We start from the raw sequence: 13672 nt of genomic DNA, 5'->3' as shown, positions 1-13672 counted from the left end.
GCGACTACCGGTTGGACAGTCCGGCCCCGATTGCGACGCCTATCGCAATTCCGATTCCCATGCCGAGCGCGATGTTGTCCAGTGCGACGCCGAGTCCGGCACCGAGAGCGACGCCGAGTCCGATACCCATTCCCATGTTGCCGTCCGAATCCGCCTCCGAATGTTCATCCGGTTCGTCCGTTCGTGACATACCGGTTCACCGCCGGGAGGGGGAATAAAGATATCTGGGAGAACGAACGGTCCGCCCGCACCTTCGGTGGCTTGAAATCGACGCCACGCGTCGCCTCCTGTATGCCACGACGAAGCGTCATGTTCACGCCGGGCGACCGGCCCGAGATGATGCGGAAAGCGCCCGGAGCGGGGGCCGACGTGATAGTGTTCGACTTGGAAGACGCCGTTGCCCCCGAACGGAAGGCGGAGGCTCGAACCGCGATTCGTGACGTGCTCACCGACCCGGAATTCGACCCGGACTGTGAGGTGTGCGTCCGCGTCAACCCGACGGGAATCGCGGCGGACGACGACCTCCGCGGAATCGCGGACGGCGCGGAAACGGTCGATTCCGTCATGCTCCCGAAAACGGGGTCGGCGGACGACGCCGAGACGCTGGCCCGACTGCTCGACGAACACGACTATCGGGTCCCCATCCTCGCGCTGGTCGAAACCGCCAGCGGAGTCCTCAACGCGGCGGAAATCGCGGCCGTGGACGAGACGGACGCGCTCGTCTTCGGCGCTGAAGACCTCTCCGCGGACATCGGAGCGACCCGAACCGAGGAGGGGACCGAAGTGCTCTACGCTCGGGAACACGTGGTCCTCGCGGCGAGCGCGGAAGACGTGGACGCAATCGACACGGTGTACACGGATATCGACGACACCGACGGATTGGGCGAGGAGACGGAGTTCGCAATCCGACTCGGCTACGACGGGAAGATGGCGATTCATCCCGCGCAGGTGACGCCCATCAACGAGGCGTTCACCCCCGACCCGGAACGGGTCGAGTGGGCCGAGGCGGTCCTGGAAGCGAAAGCGACGGCCGACGAGGAGGGACGGGGAGTGTTCAGAGTTGACGGAGAGATGATAGACGCGCCGCTCATCGCGCAAGCCGAGCGGATTATGGAGTACGCGCAGGCTGACAGCTGACCCGTGCCCTTATATCTCATTTAGGGGTAATAGCCCATTCTTATTTCGTCATGCTTAACAGTGGGTGGGTGGGATTGGCAAACGATGTCCGAACAAGCCAATCCGTTCGAGAGCTTGCAGGAACAGATCGACGACGCGGCGGAGTACCTCGACGCGTCACCCGACGTTCTCGAACGGCTCAAGCACCCCCAGCGGATACTCGAAACGAACCTCTCCGTCGAAATGGACGACGGTTCCATCGAGACCTTCAAAGCGTTCCGTTCGCAGTTCAACGGCGACCGCGGCCCGTACAAGGGTGGCATTCGCTACCACCCCAACGTCAGTCGCGACGAAGTGAAAGCCCTCTCCGGGTGGATGGTGTACAAGACGGCCGTCGTCGACATCCCCTACGGCGGCGGGAAGGGCGGCATCATCATCGACCCCGACGAGTACAGCGAGGCGGAGTTGGAGCGCGTCACGCGCTCGTTCGCCAAGGAACTCCGACCCTTCATCGGCGTGGACCAAGACATCCCCGCACCCGACGTGAACACGGGCCAGCGCGAGATGAACTGGATAAAGGACACGTACGAGAAGCTCGAAAACACCACGGAACCGGGCGTCATCACGGGCAAGGCGCTCGAAAGCGGTGGCAGCGAGGGTCGCGTCGAGGCGACGGGGCGCTCGACCATGCTCACCGCCCGCGAGGCGTTCGACTACCTCGGCAAGGAGATGGACGGCGCGACCGTCGCCGTGCAGGGCTACGGGAACGCGGGATGGATTTCCGCGAAGCTTCTCGAAGACCTCGGCGCGAACATCGTCGCCGTCTCTGACTCCAGCGGTGCTATCCACAACCCCGACGGACTCCACGCCCGCGACGTGAAAGACCACAAGAACGAGACGGGAAGCGTCGTCGGCTACGCGGGTGCCGAAACGGAACTCAGCAACGAGGAACTCCTCACCCTCGACGTGGACCTGCTCGTCCCCGCCGCGCTCGAAAACGCCATCGACGGCGACCTCGCACGGGACGTACAGGCCGACGTCATCGTCGAGGCCGCGAACGGGCCGCTTACGCCGGACGCGGACGACGTGCTCACTGAGCGGGACGTGTACGTCTTCCCCGACATCCTCGCCAACGCGGGCGGCGTCACGGTGTCCTACTTCGAGTGGGTACAGAACCGTCAGCGCTTCTACTGGTCCGAAGAGCGCGTCAACGAGGAACTCGAAGACATCATCGTCTCCGCGTTCGACGACCTGACGAGCGCCTACGAGGAGAACGACCTGCCGAACTTCCGCACCGCGGCTTACGTCGTCTCCCTCCAGCGCGTCATCGACGCGTACAGCGAGAGCGGCAACTGGCCCTAAACGCGAGCACCCACTCTCACGAATTGGCTTTCCGACCGGCACGAATTTTCCAGGAGTTCGATTCCGGCGAGCGCTCCGTTCACGCAGCGTCGTCGCCGAACGATTGAAACGAGAACGCGACGCATGCCAGAGAGACACATTCCGCGAGGACGACCGCCGAACACACGACAAATTGAAGGTTTAGAACTGTCTAATTCGGACCAGTGATGCTAAGCGACGTGATGGAAGACTACTTGAAAGCCATCTATACGCTTCAGAAGGAGGATGGGGGGCCGGTCGCCACCTCCGAGATAGCGGAGTATCTCGGCGTGACACCGCCCACGGTCACCAGCATGATAGAGAAACTGACCGACCGCGGACTTCTCGACCGCGAGAAGTACAAGGGAGTGGAACTCACCCCCGAAGGCGAGACGGTCGCCCTCGAAGTGCTCCGCCACCACCGCCTGCTCGAATCCTATCTGACCGAACATCTGGACTACTCGTGGAGCGAAGTCCACGAGGAGGCCGACCGCTTGGAACACCACATCAGCGAGGAGTTCGAACGACGGGTGGCCGACGCGCTCGGGAACCCGACGGTTGACCCCCACGGCGACCCCATCCCGGACGCGAACCTCTCGCCCATCGACGAAGACGACACCACGCGCCTCACCGAGCACGAGGAGGGTTCCCACGTCGTCGTTGCGCGCGTGAGCGACCGCGACGACGAGGAGTTGCGGTATCTGGCCGACGCCGGTATCACGCCGGATACCGAACTCGAAATCGTGGACATCGCCCCCTTCGGAATGGTGACGGTCGCCGTCGACGGTGGTGAGCAAAGCCTTCCGGAAACCATCGCCCGGTCGATTCGCGTCCGGGCCGTCGTCGAAGAACTCGCGTGAGATGGTGGGAACAGCGACGCCGTTAGCGACCGGTCTCCAGCAGGTCATTCAGCGCTACGACGGCTACGGTCCGCTGGCGGCCGCGTTCCTCGCCAACTTGCTCGCCACGTTCGGGGACAAGGGACAACTCGTCGTCGTCACGCTCGCCTCGCGTTACGACGCGAAAAAGGTGTTCGTGGGCGCGATGGCGGCCTTCACCCTCTGGAGCACCATCGAAATCGTCTTCGGTCACGTCATCGTCACGGTTCTTCCGGGGGCCGCCATCACTCTCCTGACCGGCGGCTTGTTCGTCCTCTTCGGCCTCTGGACGCTCAGGAGCGCGATTGTGACGTTCGGGAAGGAATCCGACGACCGTCCGTTGCTCACCGGCGGCGGAGTGGACGTGGGTATGAGCGGTACCCTCCTTCCAGACGGCCTGTTGACTCGAATGGGTGCGTACGGCGGGGTTCTGACGACTTTCGTCTTCATCCTGTTCGCGGAGTTCGGCGACAAGACCCAACTGCTGACCATCAATCTCTCGACGACGTTTCCGAACTCGCCGCTCTCGGTATTCGTCGGCGTCGTCGCGGCGCTCGGCCTCAGAACTGGTCTCGACGCGTTTATCGGCGAACGGTTCGAGAGAGTCCTCCCGACGAAGTGGCTCGAACTCCTCGCCGCGGTCGTCTTCCTCGCCTTCGGCGCGCTCGTGTTCGCCGAATGGACGGGTTACCTCTAACCGCGCGCTTTTACTCGTCCCACGCAAAGTGGTGGACAGATGATAGAGATGCTCGTCTCGGGGCTTGCGGGCGTCGTTTTGGGGCTCTCGCTCGCCGCACCCCCCGGCCCGATGAACGCGGTCATCGCCGAGGAGAGCGTGCTCCGCGGATGGCGGTCGGGATTCCTCGCCGGACTCGGCGCGATGACCGCCGACGCCTGTTTTTTCGTCCTCGCGCTCGCGGGCGTCATCGCGGTCGTCAGGGAAGCGCCGATCGTTCGCGGACTCATGGTCGGCGTCGGCGGGCTGTTGATGCTGTACTTCGCCTACGGCGCGGCACAGGACGCGACCTCGACGTTCACCACCGACGAGGTGGACGAGGACGCGAAGGGATTCAGAAAAGCGTTCGCGCTGGCCATCACGAACCCGTATCAGATAATCTGGTGGCTGACGGCGGGGGTCGGACTGCTCGACCCCGGTCGGTTCGACGTGCTCTCCGGACTGCCGGGGAGCCTCACGGTTTCGACCGGCGGGCCGATAATCATCGTCGGTTTCTTCGCGGGAATCGCCTGCTGGATTACGGGATTTCCGGCGGCGCTATCGGCGGCCGGAAAGCGGGTCGATTCGTTCGCACCCGCCGTCGCGTACGTGAGCGCCGGTATCCTCGCGCTCGCTGGCGTGTCCTTCGTCTACGACTCCGTAACGACGCTCGTATGACCGAAAACTGCTGGTTGCGTTTCCGCCGCCTCAGTGTCGTCCACCGCGCGGCGACCCGGACGGTTCGGCGTCCATTTCTGGAACCTCCTCTTCGAGCCACTCGCGGAACCACTTCACGCGCTTGAGCCGACGGTGAGCGATGTCCTGTGCCGTCTCGCTCTGGACGCGGGAGGAGGCGTCCTTGCCGCGTTCGAGCACGCGGTCCACCATCTCGGCGGCCGCCATGTGCGTCCGCGCCTCGTATCCCATCCGCAACAGCATCAGCGCGGTTCCGTTCGCCCCGACCTTATCCAGCATGTCCGCCTCGATGAGGCTCTGTGCCTCCTTCGAGAGGCGCGAGAGGTCGCCCTGATAGGAGTGGTCTTCGACCGCCTTGCACACCTGGTCGACGAACGATTCGGGGAATTCGCCGTGCGATTCCAGATACTCGCGGGCGACGCGCGCGCCCTCCTCCGCGTGGACTTCTTGGTCGGCGTCGAGTTTGGCGATGTCGTGAAACAGCGCGGCTACGCGGGCGACGTCGATGTCGGCCCCTTCCCGTTCCGCGATGGTCTCGGCGAGGTTCACGACGTTGAGGATGTGGTTGTACCGGTAGTCGGCGGAGTGCCACGGATACCACCGCATACGACCCCCGCTCTCCTCGTTTTTCACGCTTGCAGCGAGATACTCGTAAACAAACGTCTTCATGTCCTCGAATTCCGATTGGGAGACGGGAGAACCTTTAATTTCGACACCCACAAAACTCCCTCCATTGTTCAGCGTTCGTACTCATTACTGATACAAACGCACGATTCGCTCTTTAGCGTTACGACGAGGTGATTAAGTGACGGGTGTTCTATTCGACGTGTATGACCGAAGCGTTGTATCTCGACGCGACGAGCGAGCGGGAATTCGAGGCCACGGTCGAACGCGTTACGAGTAACCGCGTCGTGCTCGACCGAACCCTGTTCTACCCCGAAGGCGGCGGCCAACCCTTCGATACCGGCGTGCTCGAATCCGAGGACGAGACGTGGGCGGTCACCGACGTACAGAAGAAAGACACCATCTACCACACGCTCGACGGGACGCTACCCGAGGAAGGGACGACCGTCACCGGACGGATCGACTGGGAGCGACGCTACGCCCACATGCGGTATCACACCGCCCAGCACCTGCTCTCCGCGGTGTTGCTGGAGGAGTACGACGCGCAAACGACGGGCAATCAGTTGTACGAAGACCGTGCCCGCATCGACTGTGGTTACGAGCGATTCACCGACGAGGAGTTCGCCCGCATCGAATCGGTGATGAACGACCGCATCGACGCGGGATTGGCCGTCAACTGGTACGAGATGGACCGCGACGAGGCCGAGGCGTCCCTCGACCCGGAACGGACGCGAATTCACCTCCTTCCAGAAAGCATCCGACGAATTCGCATCGTGGAAATCGAAGGCACCGACCGAACCGCCTGTGCGGGGACGCACGTCGAACGAACCGACGAACTCGGCGCGTTCCGGATTACGGGTCGAGAGACGAAGGGAAGCGACGAGGAACGACTGAAATTCGTCCTCGAATAGGGTCGTCCGTCCGAAAAGCCGCCGCCTAAGCGGACCGGTTCGTAACCAACAACGGCTCGTTTTCGAGCGGAAGGGACGCGAGTCGGTCGAGCGTCATCTCCGCGAGCGCGTCGCTTCGAGCGGAGTCCTTTTTGGCGTGCATGTAGGCCTCCCTCGTTCCCGCCGGGTCGGCGGTCGGGACGAAGCGAACCGCCGTTCCGAGCGGGCCGATTTCGAACAGGAGGTACGCCTGGGGGAACGAACACAACGACGGCGCGACGAGTTCCCGTACCCCCCTCGTCTCGGCGATTGCGGGGACGTGTAAGTGTCCGGAGACGTGCAGGGGAACGTCGTGTTCGGAGAGGACGTCGGCCACGTCCGTCGCGTTTCGAATCGGGAACGACGAGCGCCACGAGTGCGCGTCCGTCTCGTCACACAGTCCCGGAAGGTTGTGGTGGGAGACGACGATGGGCGCGTCCGTCTTCGGAAGCGTGTCGTCCAGCCACGCGAGTTGGTCGGCGGAGATACGGCCGTCGTGGCAGTCGGAAAGCGTCCCGTCGGGCGTCGAAGCGCTGTTCAGCCCGATGACGTCCACGCCGCCGACCCGTTCGTGGAAGGGGAACCCGTCGGGCGTGAACGCCGATTCGAACGACGAGAGCGGCGGCGTCTCGTGGCTGTCGAAGGACTTCGGAACGTCGTGGTTGCCCGGCACGGCGACGTGAGGTGCGTCGAGGTCGGACAGGAGCGACCTGACGGTTTCGAAGTCGGCGACGGACCCGTCCTCGGTGAGGTCTCCCGCGAACACGACCGCATCCACCTCGCGGGCGTTCGCGTCCGCGATGACGGTTTCGAAACGGTCTCGAGTACGATGGAACACTTTCCACGTGCCGCGCTTTTCGGTCGAAACGTGGGCGTCGGAGACGACGGCGACCGTCGTCCGGGTCGCGCTCCGTGGATGGGAAAATCGGGCGAAAAGGGGACCCGCATCCGCGTTCTCGGAAGGTGATTCGCTGACGGCCTCGGTCGGATGGGACTCGTTCCGAAGTCCCGCCGCTGTCCCGTCTTCGATCATCAAGCGTACGGTCTTCTGGAGGAGATATAAATCTAGCGCACACAATATATATCTAGACCCATAAAATATATAGACATCGGAGAGAATGGTACGCGTTCGGTCACATCACGTTCGACACACGTGTCTGACTGACTTTCATTACGTCGCACGTCGAAAGGATGAGCGAGGATGAGTACGAGAAGCCTCCAAGGAATCGGAACATCAACGACGACGACGAGTTCGTCGTCCTCCTATCTCAATAGGGGTTTGCAACTAGTGGGACTGTTTTTCTTCATCAACGGCATCTACGTGGCGTTCTTTTCGGCGAACATACTGACCACGTTCGGCTACTATTTCGTAGTCATCGCCGCCATCTGTGCGGTGCTCTCGCGGCTCATTTCACCGGAAGAACCGCTCATTTCGCCTGAAATCCAACGGAAGGCCAAACGACTCGCGAACCGCTCGGATTCGTCCCGAACGACCCGTTCTCGGGGCCGAGAAGCGGACCAACGGACCGGGTTCGACATTCGTCGGTATCTCCGACCTGTCGCACGAGTAATTCGGCAGATGGACATTCGTCGGTTCACCTCGGGCGGTAACGGTCGAGACCGACTCTGAATTTCAGGCTTCATTTTTCGCGTCCTCGACTCTCACCGCTGTGAGCGACCGTACAACGTCAGCGTCCCGTCCTCCGTGAACTCACCCTCGTCGTACACGCTGAGTTTGACGTATCCCGTCGTGAGCAGTCTATCGACCGGCGGCCGTACGTGTGGTCCGAACTGCAGCGAGAGGCACAACGATCCGTCCTCCTCGAAGCTCGCGTCCGTAACCGACATTTCGTATCGCCCCTTTTGTTCGTACTGCATAATATTATTCATTTGATGGTAGATATTGCAGAAGTAGCGCGAGGATATATGTCTTGTTTCTATTTGTCGCCGACTGAGAACGTACAGCGGACGCTTCTCGATAGTCGGCGACGCCTCAGAACGTCTCATTGCCAATCGACGTATTGTCGTTCGAGTCCAAGGAAAGCGATATGACAGCAGACGACTCGAAGCTCCAATCGGGGCGGTGATGCGGCTCGCGCGAGAACAGACACATCTCGCCCGCGAACGGACGATACTGGCACATATCAGAACGGGCATCTCCATGTTCACCTTCGGGACCGTCATCGTCGGCTTTTGCAGCGACAAGGATTTTGCGACCGAACTCGGTACCATCGCCATCGTCGTCGGTATGCTCTTCTTTCTCGGAGGTTGGATTTCGTACGCGCGGAGTAATCGGCGCATTCGTACCGTCCTCGCGGAAATCGAAGAATCGCTAGAGTGCGATTGAACACGTCCGTGCTGCCCTTACCCCTCTCGGAGGTATTCCCACGTTACCCTCAATGGGGGACGGCTTGATACGAGGAAATAGGGTCTTGAAACCGGTAAAAGGATTTTTGGGCTCTCACGAAAATAGTCACACACACACAACTATGAATCGTCATCGATCTACAGCGGTCGTCCTCGTGCTCGCCGTCCTCCTCGCCGGTTGCGCCGGACTCGGCGGGTCCGATACGACGACCACCACCACCACGACGGACGCACCGACATCGACGAGTGCGTCCACGGCGACGACAGCGAGTGGCGCGACGACGACGGACGCGACGACCACCACAACCACGACCACCACCACGGTGGAGTCGTGGTCACCGCCCAAAGAACCGCACACCCCGCTCGACGACAAGCGGGACACCAATCAGGAGAATCGCATGAAGAGCGTCACGCTCGTCGACAAGGTGAAAGCCAAGAGCGGCAACGGCTACTCCAACTTCAACGTCGAAGTCACCGCGAACACCAGCCTCCCCAACGTCGACCCCGAACCGCTCGTGGACGGCGACCCGTACTTCCTCGTCCAAATCAACGGTAAAAACGTCGGCCGGACCAACGTCCGCTTCCAGCACGACCCGGGAACCTACACCGTCGAAATCGAACAGGGTGCCTTCGACCAGTTCAACGACGGCACGCTTAACATCACGGTCTACCTCCTCGACGCGGACAAGCAGTCCGACGACATCTACGGCAAGTGGACCGGAACGATACAGTACAGTTCGAAGTGAGAACGTTTTGCGGATTGTTGCGGTTTTTTGTGAGTCGATTCGAGAGGGTTCGATGGTAGTCGGCAGTAACGTCGGTTTTTGGAGCTTGGTCAGATGGTTTCACAATTATTCGAGCCCTCAAAAATAGAACCTTCTATAATCGGTTCGTAGACTACGAGTGACCACTCATATCGCTATCAAAACTAGAACGCTGGATGTTATAGTCCCGGGCGGATTCGAACCGCCGTCAATGGCTGTCTTCCGTAACTGGAACACCAGTCACGTCCAAAGGCCATTATGATTGGCCGCTACACCACGGGACTCCTCGTTTCGCTCGTCGTCCCGCGTACCTCGCAAATCCGATGGATTTGCTCACCACCACGGGACTGCTCATCCCGTGTGATTCGCAGTTTCGAAGAAACTGCTCACCACCGGAAGCCGATGTGTCGGCTTCCGAGCCTCGTCTCACTTCGTTCGACGAGACACCCCGGGACTGCAGAGCGTAGTTGCCCTCTCGTATGAAGGCTACGTCGTCACGTAATTCGGGTGGCTACTTGAACGTAACGCATGCGCTTCGTCGTGAAATTCGATAGCCTGCGCTCAGTCCGCGAATCCGTCTTCGACCAGATGCTCACACATGTCCTCGTCGGCGTAGAAGCAGTCCGGACACTGTGGCTCGCGGTCGATGATGGTGTCGAGTCGGTCCGCGACCGTCTCGTCGATGACGCTTTCGAGCTGTTTCGCCTCGGTTCGGAAGTCGTCCACTTCGAGGACGTTGGCGAGGAAGCGCTCCAGGATACAGTAGGTCTGAAGGGCGTCGCTGGCACGCGTTTCGCCCTCCTCAGTGAGGGTCGCGCCGCGATATTTCTCGTGTTCGACCAGCCCGCGCTCTTGGAGCTTGCCGACCATCTCGTTGACGCTGGCGGGACTCACGCCGAGCCGGTCCGCGAGGGCACCGGTCGCCGCCGGGCCGTCATTGATTCGCTGGACGAGGTAGATCGCTTTCAGGTATTGATCTGCTGTGTTCATTTGCTGGCCTCCATCAGGTCCGCGACTTCTTCGACGCCCGCCGCTTCCTCCGCTCGAATCGCGGAGAGCGTTTCGAGCAACCGCTCGCGCTCGACGCCGAACTCGGTATCGCTCGCCTCGACGGCGACGATGAGGTCGTCGTAAAACTTGTACGCCGTCTCCTCGCCGTGCAGTTGGTCGTAGAGTACGCCGTCGAAGTCGTCCGGGGCCGTTTGGGCGTACTGCTCGCCCACCAGTAGCTCGATTTCCTCGAACGGAATCGTCTCGGCATCGAGTTCGTCGATGAGCGATTCGAGACGTTCCCGGTGTTCGGCGGACTCCTCGCGTGCCTCGTCGAGCAGGTCACGAACGTCCTCGTGGAGTTCGTTTTGCTCTTCGGAGGGGAGGGTTTCGAAATGGCGCGCGGCCCGTGCCTCGACGACTTCCTCCAATACGACGCCGATTTGGAGCAAGCGCGCGAGTTGGCGGTCCGACGAGACGCGCTGACTCACACTCATGGCTGTGGAAAAGGGGTGGGGAAACTTAACACTCCCTGATGTGACCGCGCGAAAAAGAACGGACTGGAGAGGTCAGTAGTCGAGGCGCTCGACGATCTTCGCGTCGAGGTCCTCGCGGAGTTCCTCGACTTCCACTTCGTCCAAGACGGGGACGAAGAACCCTTCCACGAGCATGTTCTTGGCCAGTTCGTCCGGCACGCCGCGCGAAGTCATGTAGAACAGGTCTTCCTCGTCGACCTGTCCGACCGTCGCGGAGTGGCTGGCTTCGGTGTCGTGGTTGTTGATGATGAGCTTCGGCGACGCGTCGGCCTCGCTCCGGTCGGAGAGCATCAGCGTGTTCTCACGCTGGTAGGAACTCGTGTCCCACGCTTCCTTGCCGACGTCCTGGACGCCCTCGTAGACCGAGCGCGCTTCGTCGTCGAGCACGCCGCGGGTCACGAGGTCCGCCGTCGTGTGCTCGTTCTTGTGCCAGACGCGAGCGGCGACGTCGAAGTGCTGGTCGTCGTGGCCGAAGAACGCGCCGACGGTCTTCGTCTCCGAGCCCTCGCCGTCGAGCATCGTCTCGACGGAGGACTTGGTGAGCCGCGAGCCGATGTTGCCCTCGACCCAGTTGACGGTGGCGTGGTCGGCGGCGGTGCCGCGCTTCAGCGTGTAGGTGTAGGTCTCCTCGTCGACGTCCTGCAGGGAGCCGTACTGGACGTGGCTGTTCTCGCCGGCCGCGATTTCGACGAGCCCGCTGTAGTAGCGTTCGCCGTCCAGTTCCTCGCTCTCCTGGCGCTCCAGAATCGTCACCGAACTCGATTTCTCGGTGACGACGAGCGTGTAGTTGAAGAGCGACTGGCTCTGCATCGTCGTCCGAATCGTCACGTCCTCCGCGTCGACGCCCTCGGGGACGTAGACGAGGGTGCCGGACGTGAACAGCGCCGCCGACAGCGCCGTCAGGTAGTTCTCCTGCGGGTCGATGACCGAGCCGAAGTACTCCTCGACGATTTCCTCGTGTTCGTCCAACGCGTCGGACAGCGAGAGGACGGAGACGCCCTCGGGTTCGACGCGCTCTTTCTCCTCGGCCGCCGACAGCGGGTCGACGAAGCTCTCGTAATCGAGTGCGTCGAGGTTCGTCCAATCGCGTCCCGGCGTCCGGATGACGTCGGGCATATCGAGTTCGGAAAGCGCGTCGAGCGCTTCGAGACGCGTTTCCAGCAGCCAGTCGGGTTCGTCGAGGTCGCCCGAAATCTCGCGGACGGTCTCCTCCGAGAGGGTGCTGTGAACCTGCGTGCTCATCCGAGGCTGCCCTCCATTTCGAGTTCGATGAGGCGATTGAGTTCGACCGCGTACTCGATGGGAAGTTCTTCCGTGATGGGTTCGATGAACCCGCTCACGATCATCTGTTTCGCGTCGTCGTCGTCGAGACCGCGGCTCTGGAGGTAGAAGACGTCCTCGTCGCCGATCTTCCCGACGGTCGCCTCGTGGGCGACGTTGACGCGGTTCTCGTTGATCTCCATGTACGGCATGGTGTCCGACGTGGACTCGTTGTCGAACATCAGCGCGTCACACTCGACCGACGTGGACGAGTCCACCGCGCCTTCGCTGATGTGGACGAGGCCGCGGTAGTTCGTGCGGCCGCCGTCCTTGCTGATGGACTTCGACTCGATGGTCGAGTTGGTGTTCGGCGCGTTGTGGTAGACCTTCGCGCCGGTGTCGATATCCTGCCCCTCGCCCGCGAAGGCGATGGAAATCTGGTTCGCGGACGCGCCGCGGCCCTTGAGAATGGAACACGGGTAGAGCATGGTGGATTTCGATCCCATGCTTCCCGAGACCCACTCCATGCGCCCACCGGCTTCGACGATGGCGCGCTTGGTGTTGAGGTTGTACGTGTTCTTCGACCAGTTCTGCACGGTCGAGTACTGGACGTGAGCGTCCTCGCCGACGAACACCTCGACGCCGCCGGAGTGGAGGTTGAACGCGGAGTACTTGGGAGCGGAACAGCCCTCGATGTAGTGGACTTCGCTACCCTCTTCCGCGATGATGAGCGTGTGCTCGAACTGCCCCATCCCCTCGGAGTTCATGCGGAAGTACGCCTGCACCGGCATCTGGACGGTCACGCCCTCGGGGACGTAGACGAACGACCCGCCGGACCAGACCGCGCCGTGGAGCGCCGCGAACTTGTTGTCGCTCGGGGGCACGCACTTCGTCATGAAGTACTCTCGAACGAGGTCCTCGTGCTCCTGGACCGCCTCGTCCATGTTGCAGAAGATGACGCCCTTTTCCTCCCACTGCTCCTGCATGTTCTGGTAGACGACCTCGGACTCGTACTGGGCACCGACGCCGGAGAGCGCGTTGCGCTCCGCTTCCGGGATGCCGAGTTTGTCGAAGGTGTCCTTGATGTCGTCCGGGAGGTCGTCCCAGTCGTCCGCGCCGCCGCGCTTGTCGACGTCGGGGCGGATGTAGGGGACGATCTCCTCGACATCGAGTCCCGAAAGGTCGGGCTGGCCGGGCCAGTCCGTCGGCATGGGCATGTTCTGGTAGTGTTCCAGTGCGCGGAGACGCCGCTGGAGCATCCATTCGGGTTCGTCCTTGTCCTCGCTGATGAGGCGGACGACCTCTTCGGTCAGCCCCTTGTCGGACTTGACCGCGGCCCGCTGTTCTTTCTTGAACTCGAACCGTTCTTCCGTATCTGTCTCTTTCAAGTGATCCTGATCTGAACTCATACTAACAC

At 61.7% G+C, this 13672-nt stretch carries 17 protein-coding genes and 1 tRNA gene; 9 read left to right on the top strand and 9 right to left on the bottom strand.

The window, feature by feature from the left end; translation table 11 throughout:
• Positions 1-4: 4 nt before the first annotated feature.
• Positions 5-190: a hypothetical protein gene (locus B208_RS0103485; RefSeq protein WP_007982728.1), complete on the bottom strand. Its 186-nt coding sequence runs from the start codon at positions 188-190 to the stop codon at positions 5-7.
• Between the two features lie 101 nt (positions 191-291).
• On the opposite strand from B208_RS0103485, the gene B208_RS0103480 reads away from it, so the two are divergent.
• The 5 genes from B208_RS0103480 (at position 292) to B208_RS0103455 (ending at position 4767) form a co-directional block, all read left to right on the top strand.
• Entirely contained in the window at positions 292-1137 is an 846-nt protein-coding gene (locus B208_RS0103480; protein ID WP_007982730.1) for an HpcH/HpaI aldolase/citrate lyase family protein, read from the top strand.
• 84 nt (positions 1138-1221) lie between these two features.
• Positions 1222-2478 carry a Glu/Leu/Phe/Val family dehydrogenase gene (locus tag B208_RS0103475; RefSeq protein WP_007982732.1) on the top strand — a complete coding sequence of 419 codons (1257 nt, stop codon included), beginning with the start codon at positions 1222-1224 and terminating at the stop codon, positions 2476-2478.
• 206 nt (positions 2479-2684) lie between these two features.
• The gene (locus B208_RS0103465) at positions 2685-3356 is read left to right on the top strand and encodes a metal-dependent transcriptional regulator (protein WP_007982735.1); all 672 of its coding nucleotides are present in this window, start codon (positions 2685-2687) and stop codon (positions 3354-3356) included.
• 1 nt (position 3357) lies between these two features.
• The gene (locus B208_RS0103460) at positions 3358-4071 is read left to right on the top strand and encodes a TMEM165/GDT1 family protein (RefSeq protein WP_007982737.1); all 714 of its coding nucleotides are present in this window, start codon (positions 3358-3360) and stop codon (positions 4069-4071) included.
• Between the two features lie 39 nt (positions 4072-4110).
• On the top strand, positions 4111-4767 hold the full coding sequence (locus tag B208_RS0103455; RefSeq protein ID WP_007982739.1) for a LysE family translocator: 657 nt from the start codon (positions 4111-4113) through the stop codon (positions 4765-4767).
• Positions 4768-4797: 30 nt separating this feature from the next.
• On the opposite strand, the gene B208_RS0103450 is transcribed toward B208_RS0103455, so the two are convergent.
• Positions 4798-5505, bottom strand: a complete 708-nt coding sequence (locus B208_RS0103450; protein WP_018128702.1) for an HD domain-containing protein — start codon at positions 5503-5505, stop codon at positions 4798-4800.
• 92 nt (positions 5506-5597) lie between these two features.
• Between B208_RS0103450 and B208_RS0103445 the strand changes: the two genes are divergently transcribed.
• Positions 5598-6320: an alanyl-tRNA editing protein gene (locus B208_RS0103445; protein ID WP_007982744.1), complete on the top strand. Its 723-nt coding sequence runs from the start codon at positions 5598-5600 to the stop codon at positions 6318-6320.
• Between the two features lie 25 nt (positions 6321-6345).
• On the opposite strand, the gene B208_RS0103440 is transcribed toward B208_RS0103445, so the two are convergent.
• Positions 6346-7371 (bottom strand): metallophosphoesterase family protein, encoded by a 1026-nt coding sequence (locus B208_RS0103440; RefSeq protein ID WP_007982745.1) that lies wholly within the window; start codon positions 7369-7371, stop codon positions 6346-6348.
• 255 nt (positions 7372-7626) lie between these two features.
• Between B208_RS0103440 and B208_RS0103435 the strand changes: the two genes are divergently transcribed.
• Positions 7627-7968 carry a hypothetical protein gene (locus B208_RS0103435; protein WP_007982747.1) on the top strand — a complete coding sequence of 114 codons (342 nt, stop codon included), beginning with the start codon at positions 7627-7629 and terminating at the stop codon, positions 7966-7968.
• 32 nt (positions 7969-8000) lie between these two features.
• On the opposite strand, the gene B208_RS0103430 is transcribed toward B208_RS0103435, so the two are convergent.
• Positions 8001-8186, bottom strand: coding sequence for a hypothetical protein (locus B208_RS0103430; RefSeq protein ID WP_018128701.1), 186 nt, complete (start codon positions 8184-8186; stop codon positions 8001-8003).
• A gap of 238 nt (positions 8187-8424) precedes the next feature.
• Between B208_RS0103430 and B208_RS0103425 the strand changes: the two genes are divergently transcribed.
• Both B208_RS0103425 and B208_RS0103420 read left to right on the top strand, forming a co-directional pair.
• Entirely contained in the window at positions 8425-8685 is a 261-nt protein-coding gene (locus tag B208_RS0103425; protein WP_007982751.1) for a DUF202 domain-containing protein, read from the top strand.
• 142 nt (positions 8686-8827) lie between these two features.
• Positions 8828-9451: a PEGA domain-containing protein gene (locus B208_RS0103420; RefSeq protein ID WP_026177719.1), complete on the top strand. Its 624-nt coding sequence runs from the start codon at positions 8828-8830 to the stop codon at positions 9449-9451.
• A gap of 200 nt (positions 9452-9651) precedes the next feature.
• On the opposite strand, the gene B208_RS0103415 is transcribed toward B208_RS0103420, so the two are convergent.
• The 5 genes from B208_RS0103415 to sufB form a co-directional block, all read right to left on the bottom strand.
• Positions 9652-9753 (bottom strand) — tRNA-Gln (locus tag B208_RS0103415).
• Positions 9754-10030: 277 nt separating this feature from the next.
• The gene (locus B208_RS0103410; protein WP_007982756.1) at positions 10031-10459 is read right to left on the bottom strand and encodes a metal-dependent transcriptional regulator; all 429 of its coding nucleotides are present in this window, start codon (positions 10457-10459) and stop codon (positions 10031-10033) included.
• On the bottom strand, positions 10456-10956 hold the full coding sequence (locus tag B208_RS0103405) for a hypothetical protein (RefSeq protein ID WP_007982758.1): 501 nt from the start codon (positions 10954-10956) through the stop codon (positions 10456-10458). The genes B208_RS0103410 and B208_RS0103405 overlap by 4 nt, the downstream gene beginning before the upstream one ends.
• Before the next feature lie 72 nt (positions 10957-11028).
• Positions 11029-12237, bottom strand: a complete 1209-nt coding sequence (gene sufD, locus B208_RS0103400; protein WP_007982760.1) for a Fe-S cluster assembly protein SufD — start codon at positions 12235-12237, stop codon at positions 11029-11031.
• Positions 12234-13664, bottom strand: a complete 1431-nt coding sequence (sufB, locus tag B208_RS0103395) for a Fe-S cluster assembly protein SufB (RefSeq protein ID WP_007982761.1) — start codon at positions 13662-13664, stop codon at positions 12234-12236. Before sufB ends, sufD begins: the two co-directional genes overlap by 4 nt.
• Positions 13665-13672: the final 8 nt, after the last annotated feature.

Origin of the sequence: Haladaptatus paucihalophilus DX253, assembly GCF_000376445.1 — an archaeon.
Lineage (GTDB): Archaea > Halobacteriota > Halobacteria > Halobacteriales > Haladaptataceae > Haladaptatus > Haladaptatus paucihalophilus.
Note: the sequence above shows the minus strand (reverse complement) of the source record. Positions and strands in the feature narration are given on the sequence as shown.

Bases quoted from the DNA above. Each gene is read 5' to 3' on its own strand.
- B208_RS0103485 (WP_007982728.1), bottom strand. From the start codon at position 190: ATGTCACGAACGGACGAACCGGATGAACATTCGGAGGCGGATTCGGAC.
- B208_RS0103480 (WP_007982730.1), top strand. From the start codon at position 292: ATGCCACGACGAAGCGTCATGTTCACGCCGGGCGACCGGCCCGAGATG.
- B208_RS0103475 (WP_007982732.1), top strand. From the start codon at position 1,222: ATGTCCGAACAAGCCAATCCGTTCGAGAGCTTGCAGGAACAGATCGAC.
- B208_RS0103465 (WP_007982735.1), top strand. From the start codon at position 2,685: ATGCTAAGCGACGTGATGGAAGACTACTTGAAAGCCATCTATACGCTT.
- B208_RS0103460 (WP_007982737.1), top strand. From the start codon at position 3,358: ATGGTGGGAACAGCGACGCCGTTAGCGACCGGTCTCCAGCAGGTCATT.
- B208_RS0103455 (WP_007982739.1), top strand. From the start codon at position 4,111: ATGATAGAGATGCTCGTCTCGGGGCTTGCGGGCGTCGTTTTGGGGCTC.
- B208_RS0103440 (WP_007982745.1), bottom strand. From the start codon at position 7,371: ATGATCGAAGACGGGACAGCGGCGGGACTTCGGAACGAGTCCCATCCG.
- B208_RS0103430 (WP_018128701.1), bottom strand. From the start codon at position 8,186: ATGTCGGTTACGGACGCGAGCTTCGAGGAGGACGGATCGTTGTGCCTC.
- B208_RS0103425 (WP_007982751.1), top strand. From the start codon at position 8,425: ATGCGGCTCGCGCGAGAACAGACACATCTCGCCCGCGAACGGACGATA.
- B208_RS0103420 (WP_026177719.1), top strand. From the start codon at position 8,828: ATGAATCGTCATCGATCTACAGCGGTCGTCCTCGTGCTCGCCGTCCTC.
- B208_RS0103410 (WP_007982756.1), bottom strand. From the start codon at position 10,459: ATGAACACAGCAGATCAATACCTGAAAGCGATCTACCTCGTCCAGCGA.
- B208_RS0103405 (WP_007982758.1), bottom strand. From the start codon at position 10,956: ATGAGTGTGAGTCAGCGCGTCTCGTCGGACCGCCAACTCGCGCGCTTG.
- sufD (WP_007982760.1), bottom strand. From the start codon at position 12,237: ATGAGCACGCAGGTTCACAGCACCCTCTCGGAGGAGACCGTCCGCGAG.
- sufB (WP_007982761.1), bottom strand. From the start codon at position 13,664: ATGAGTTCAGATCAGGATCACTTGAAAGAGACAGATACGGAAGAACGG.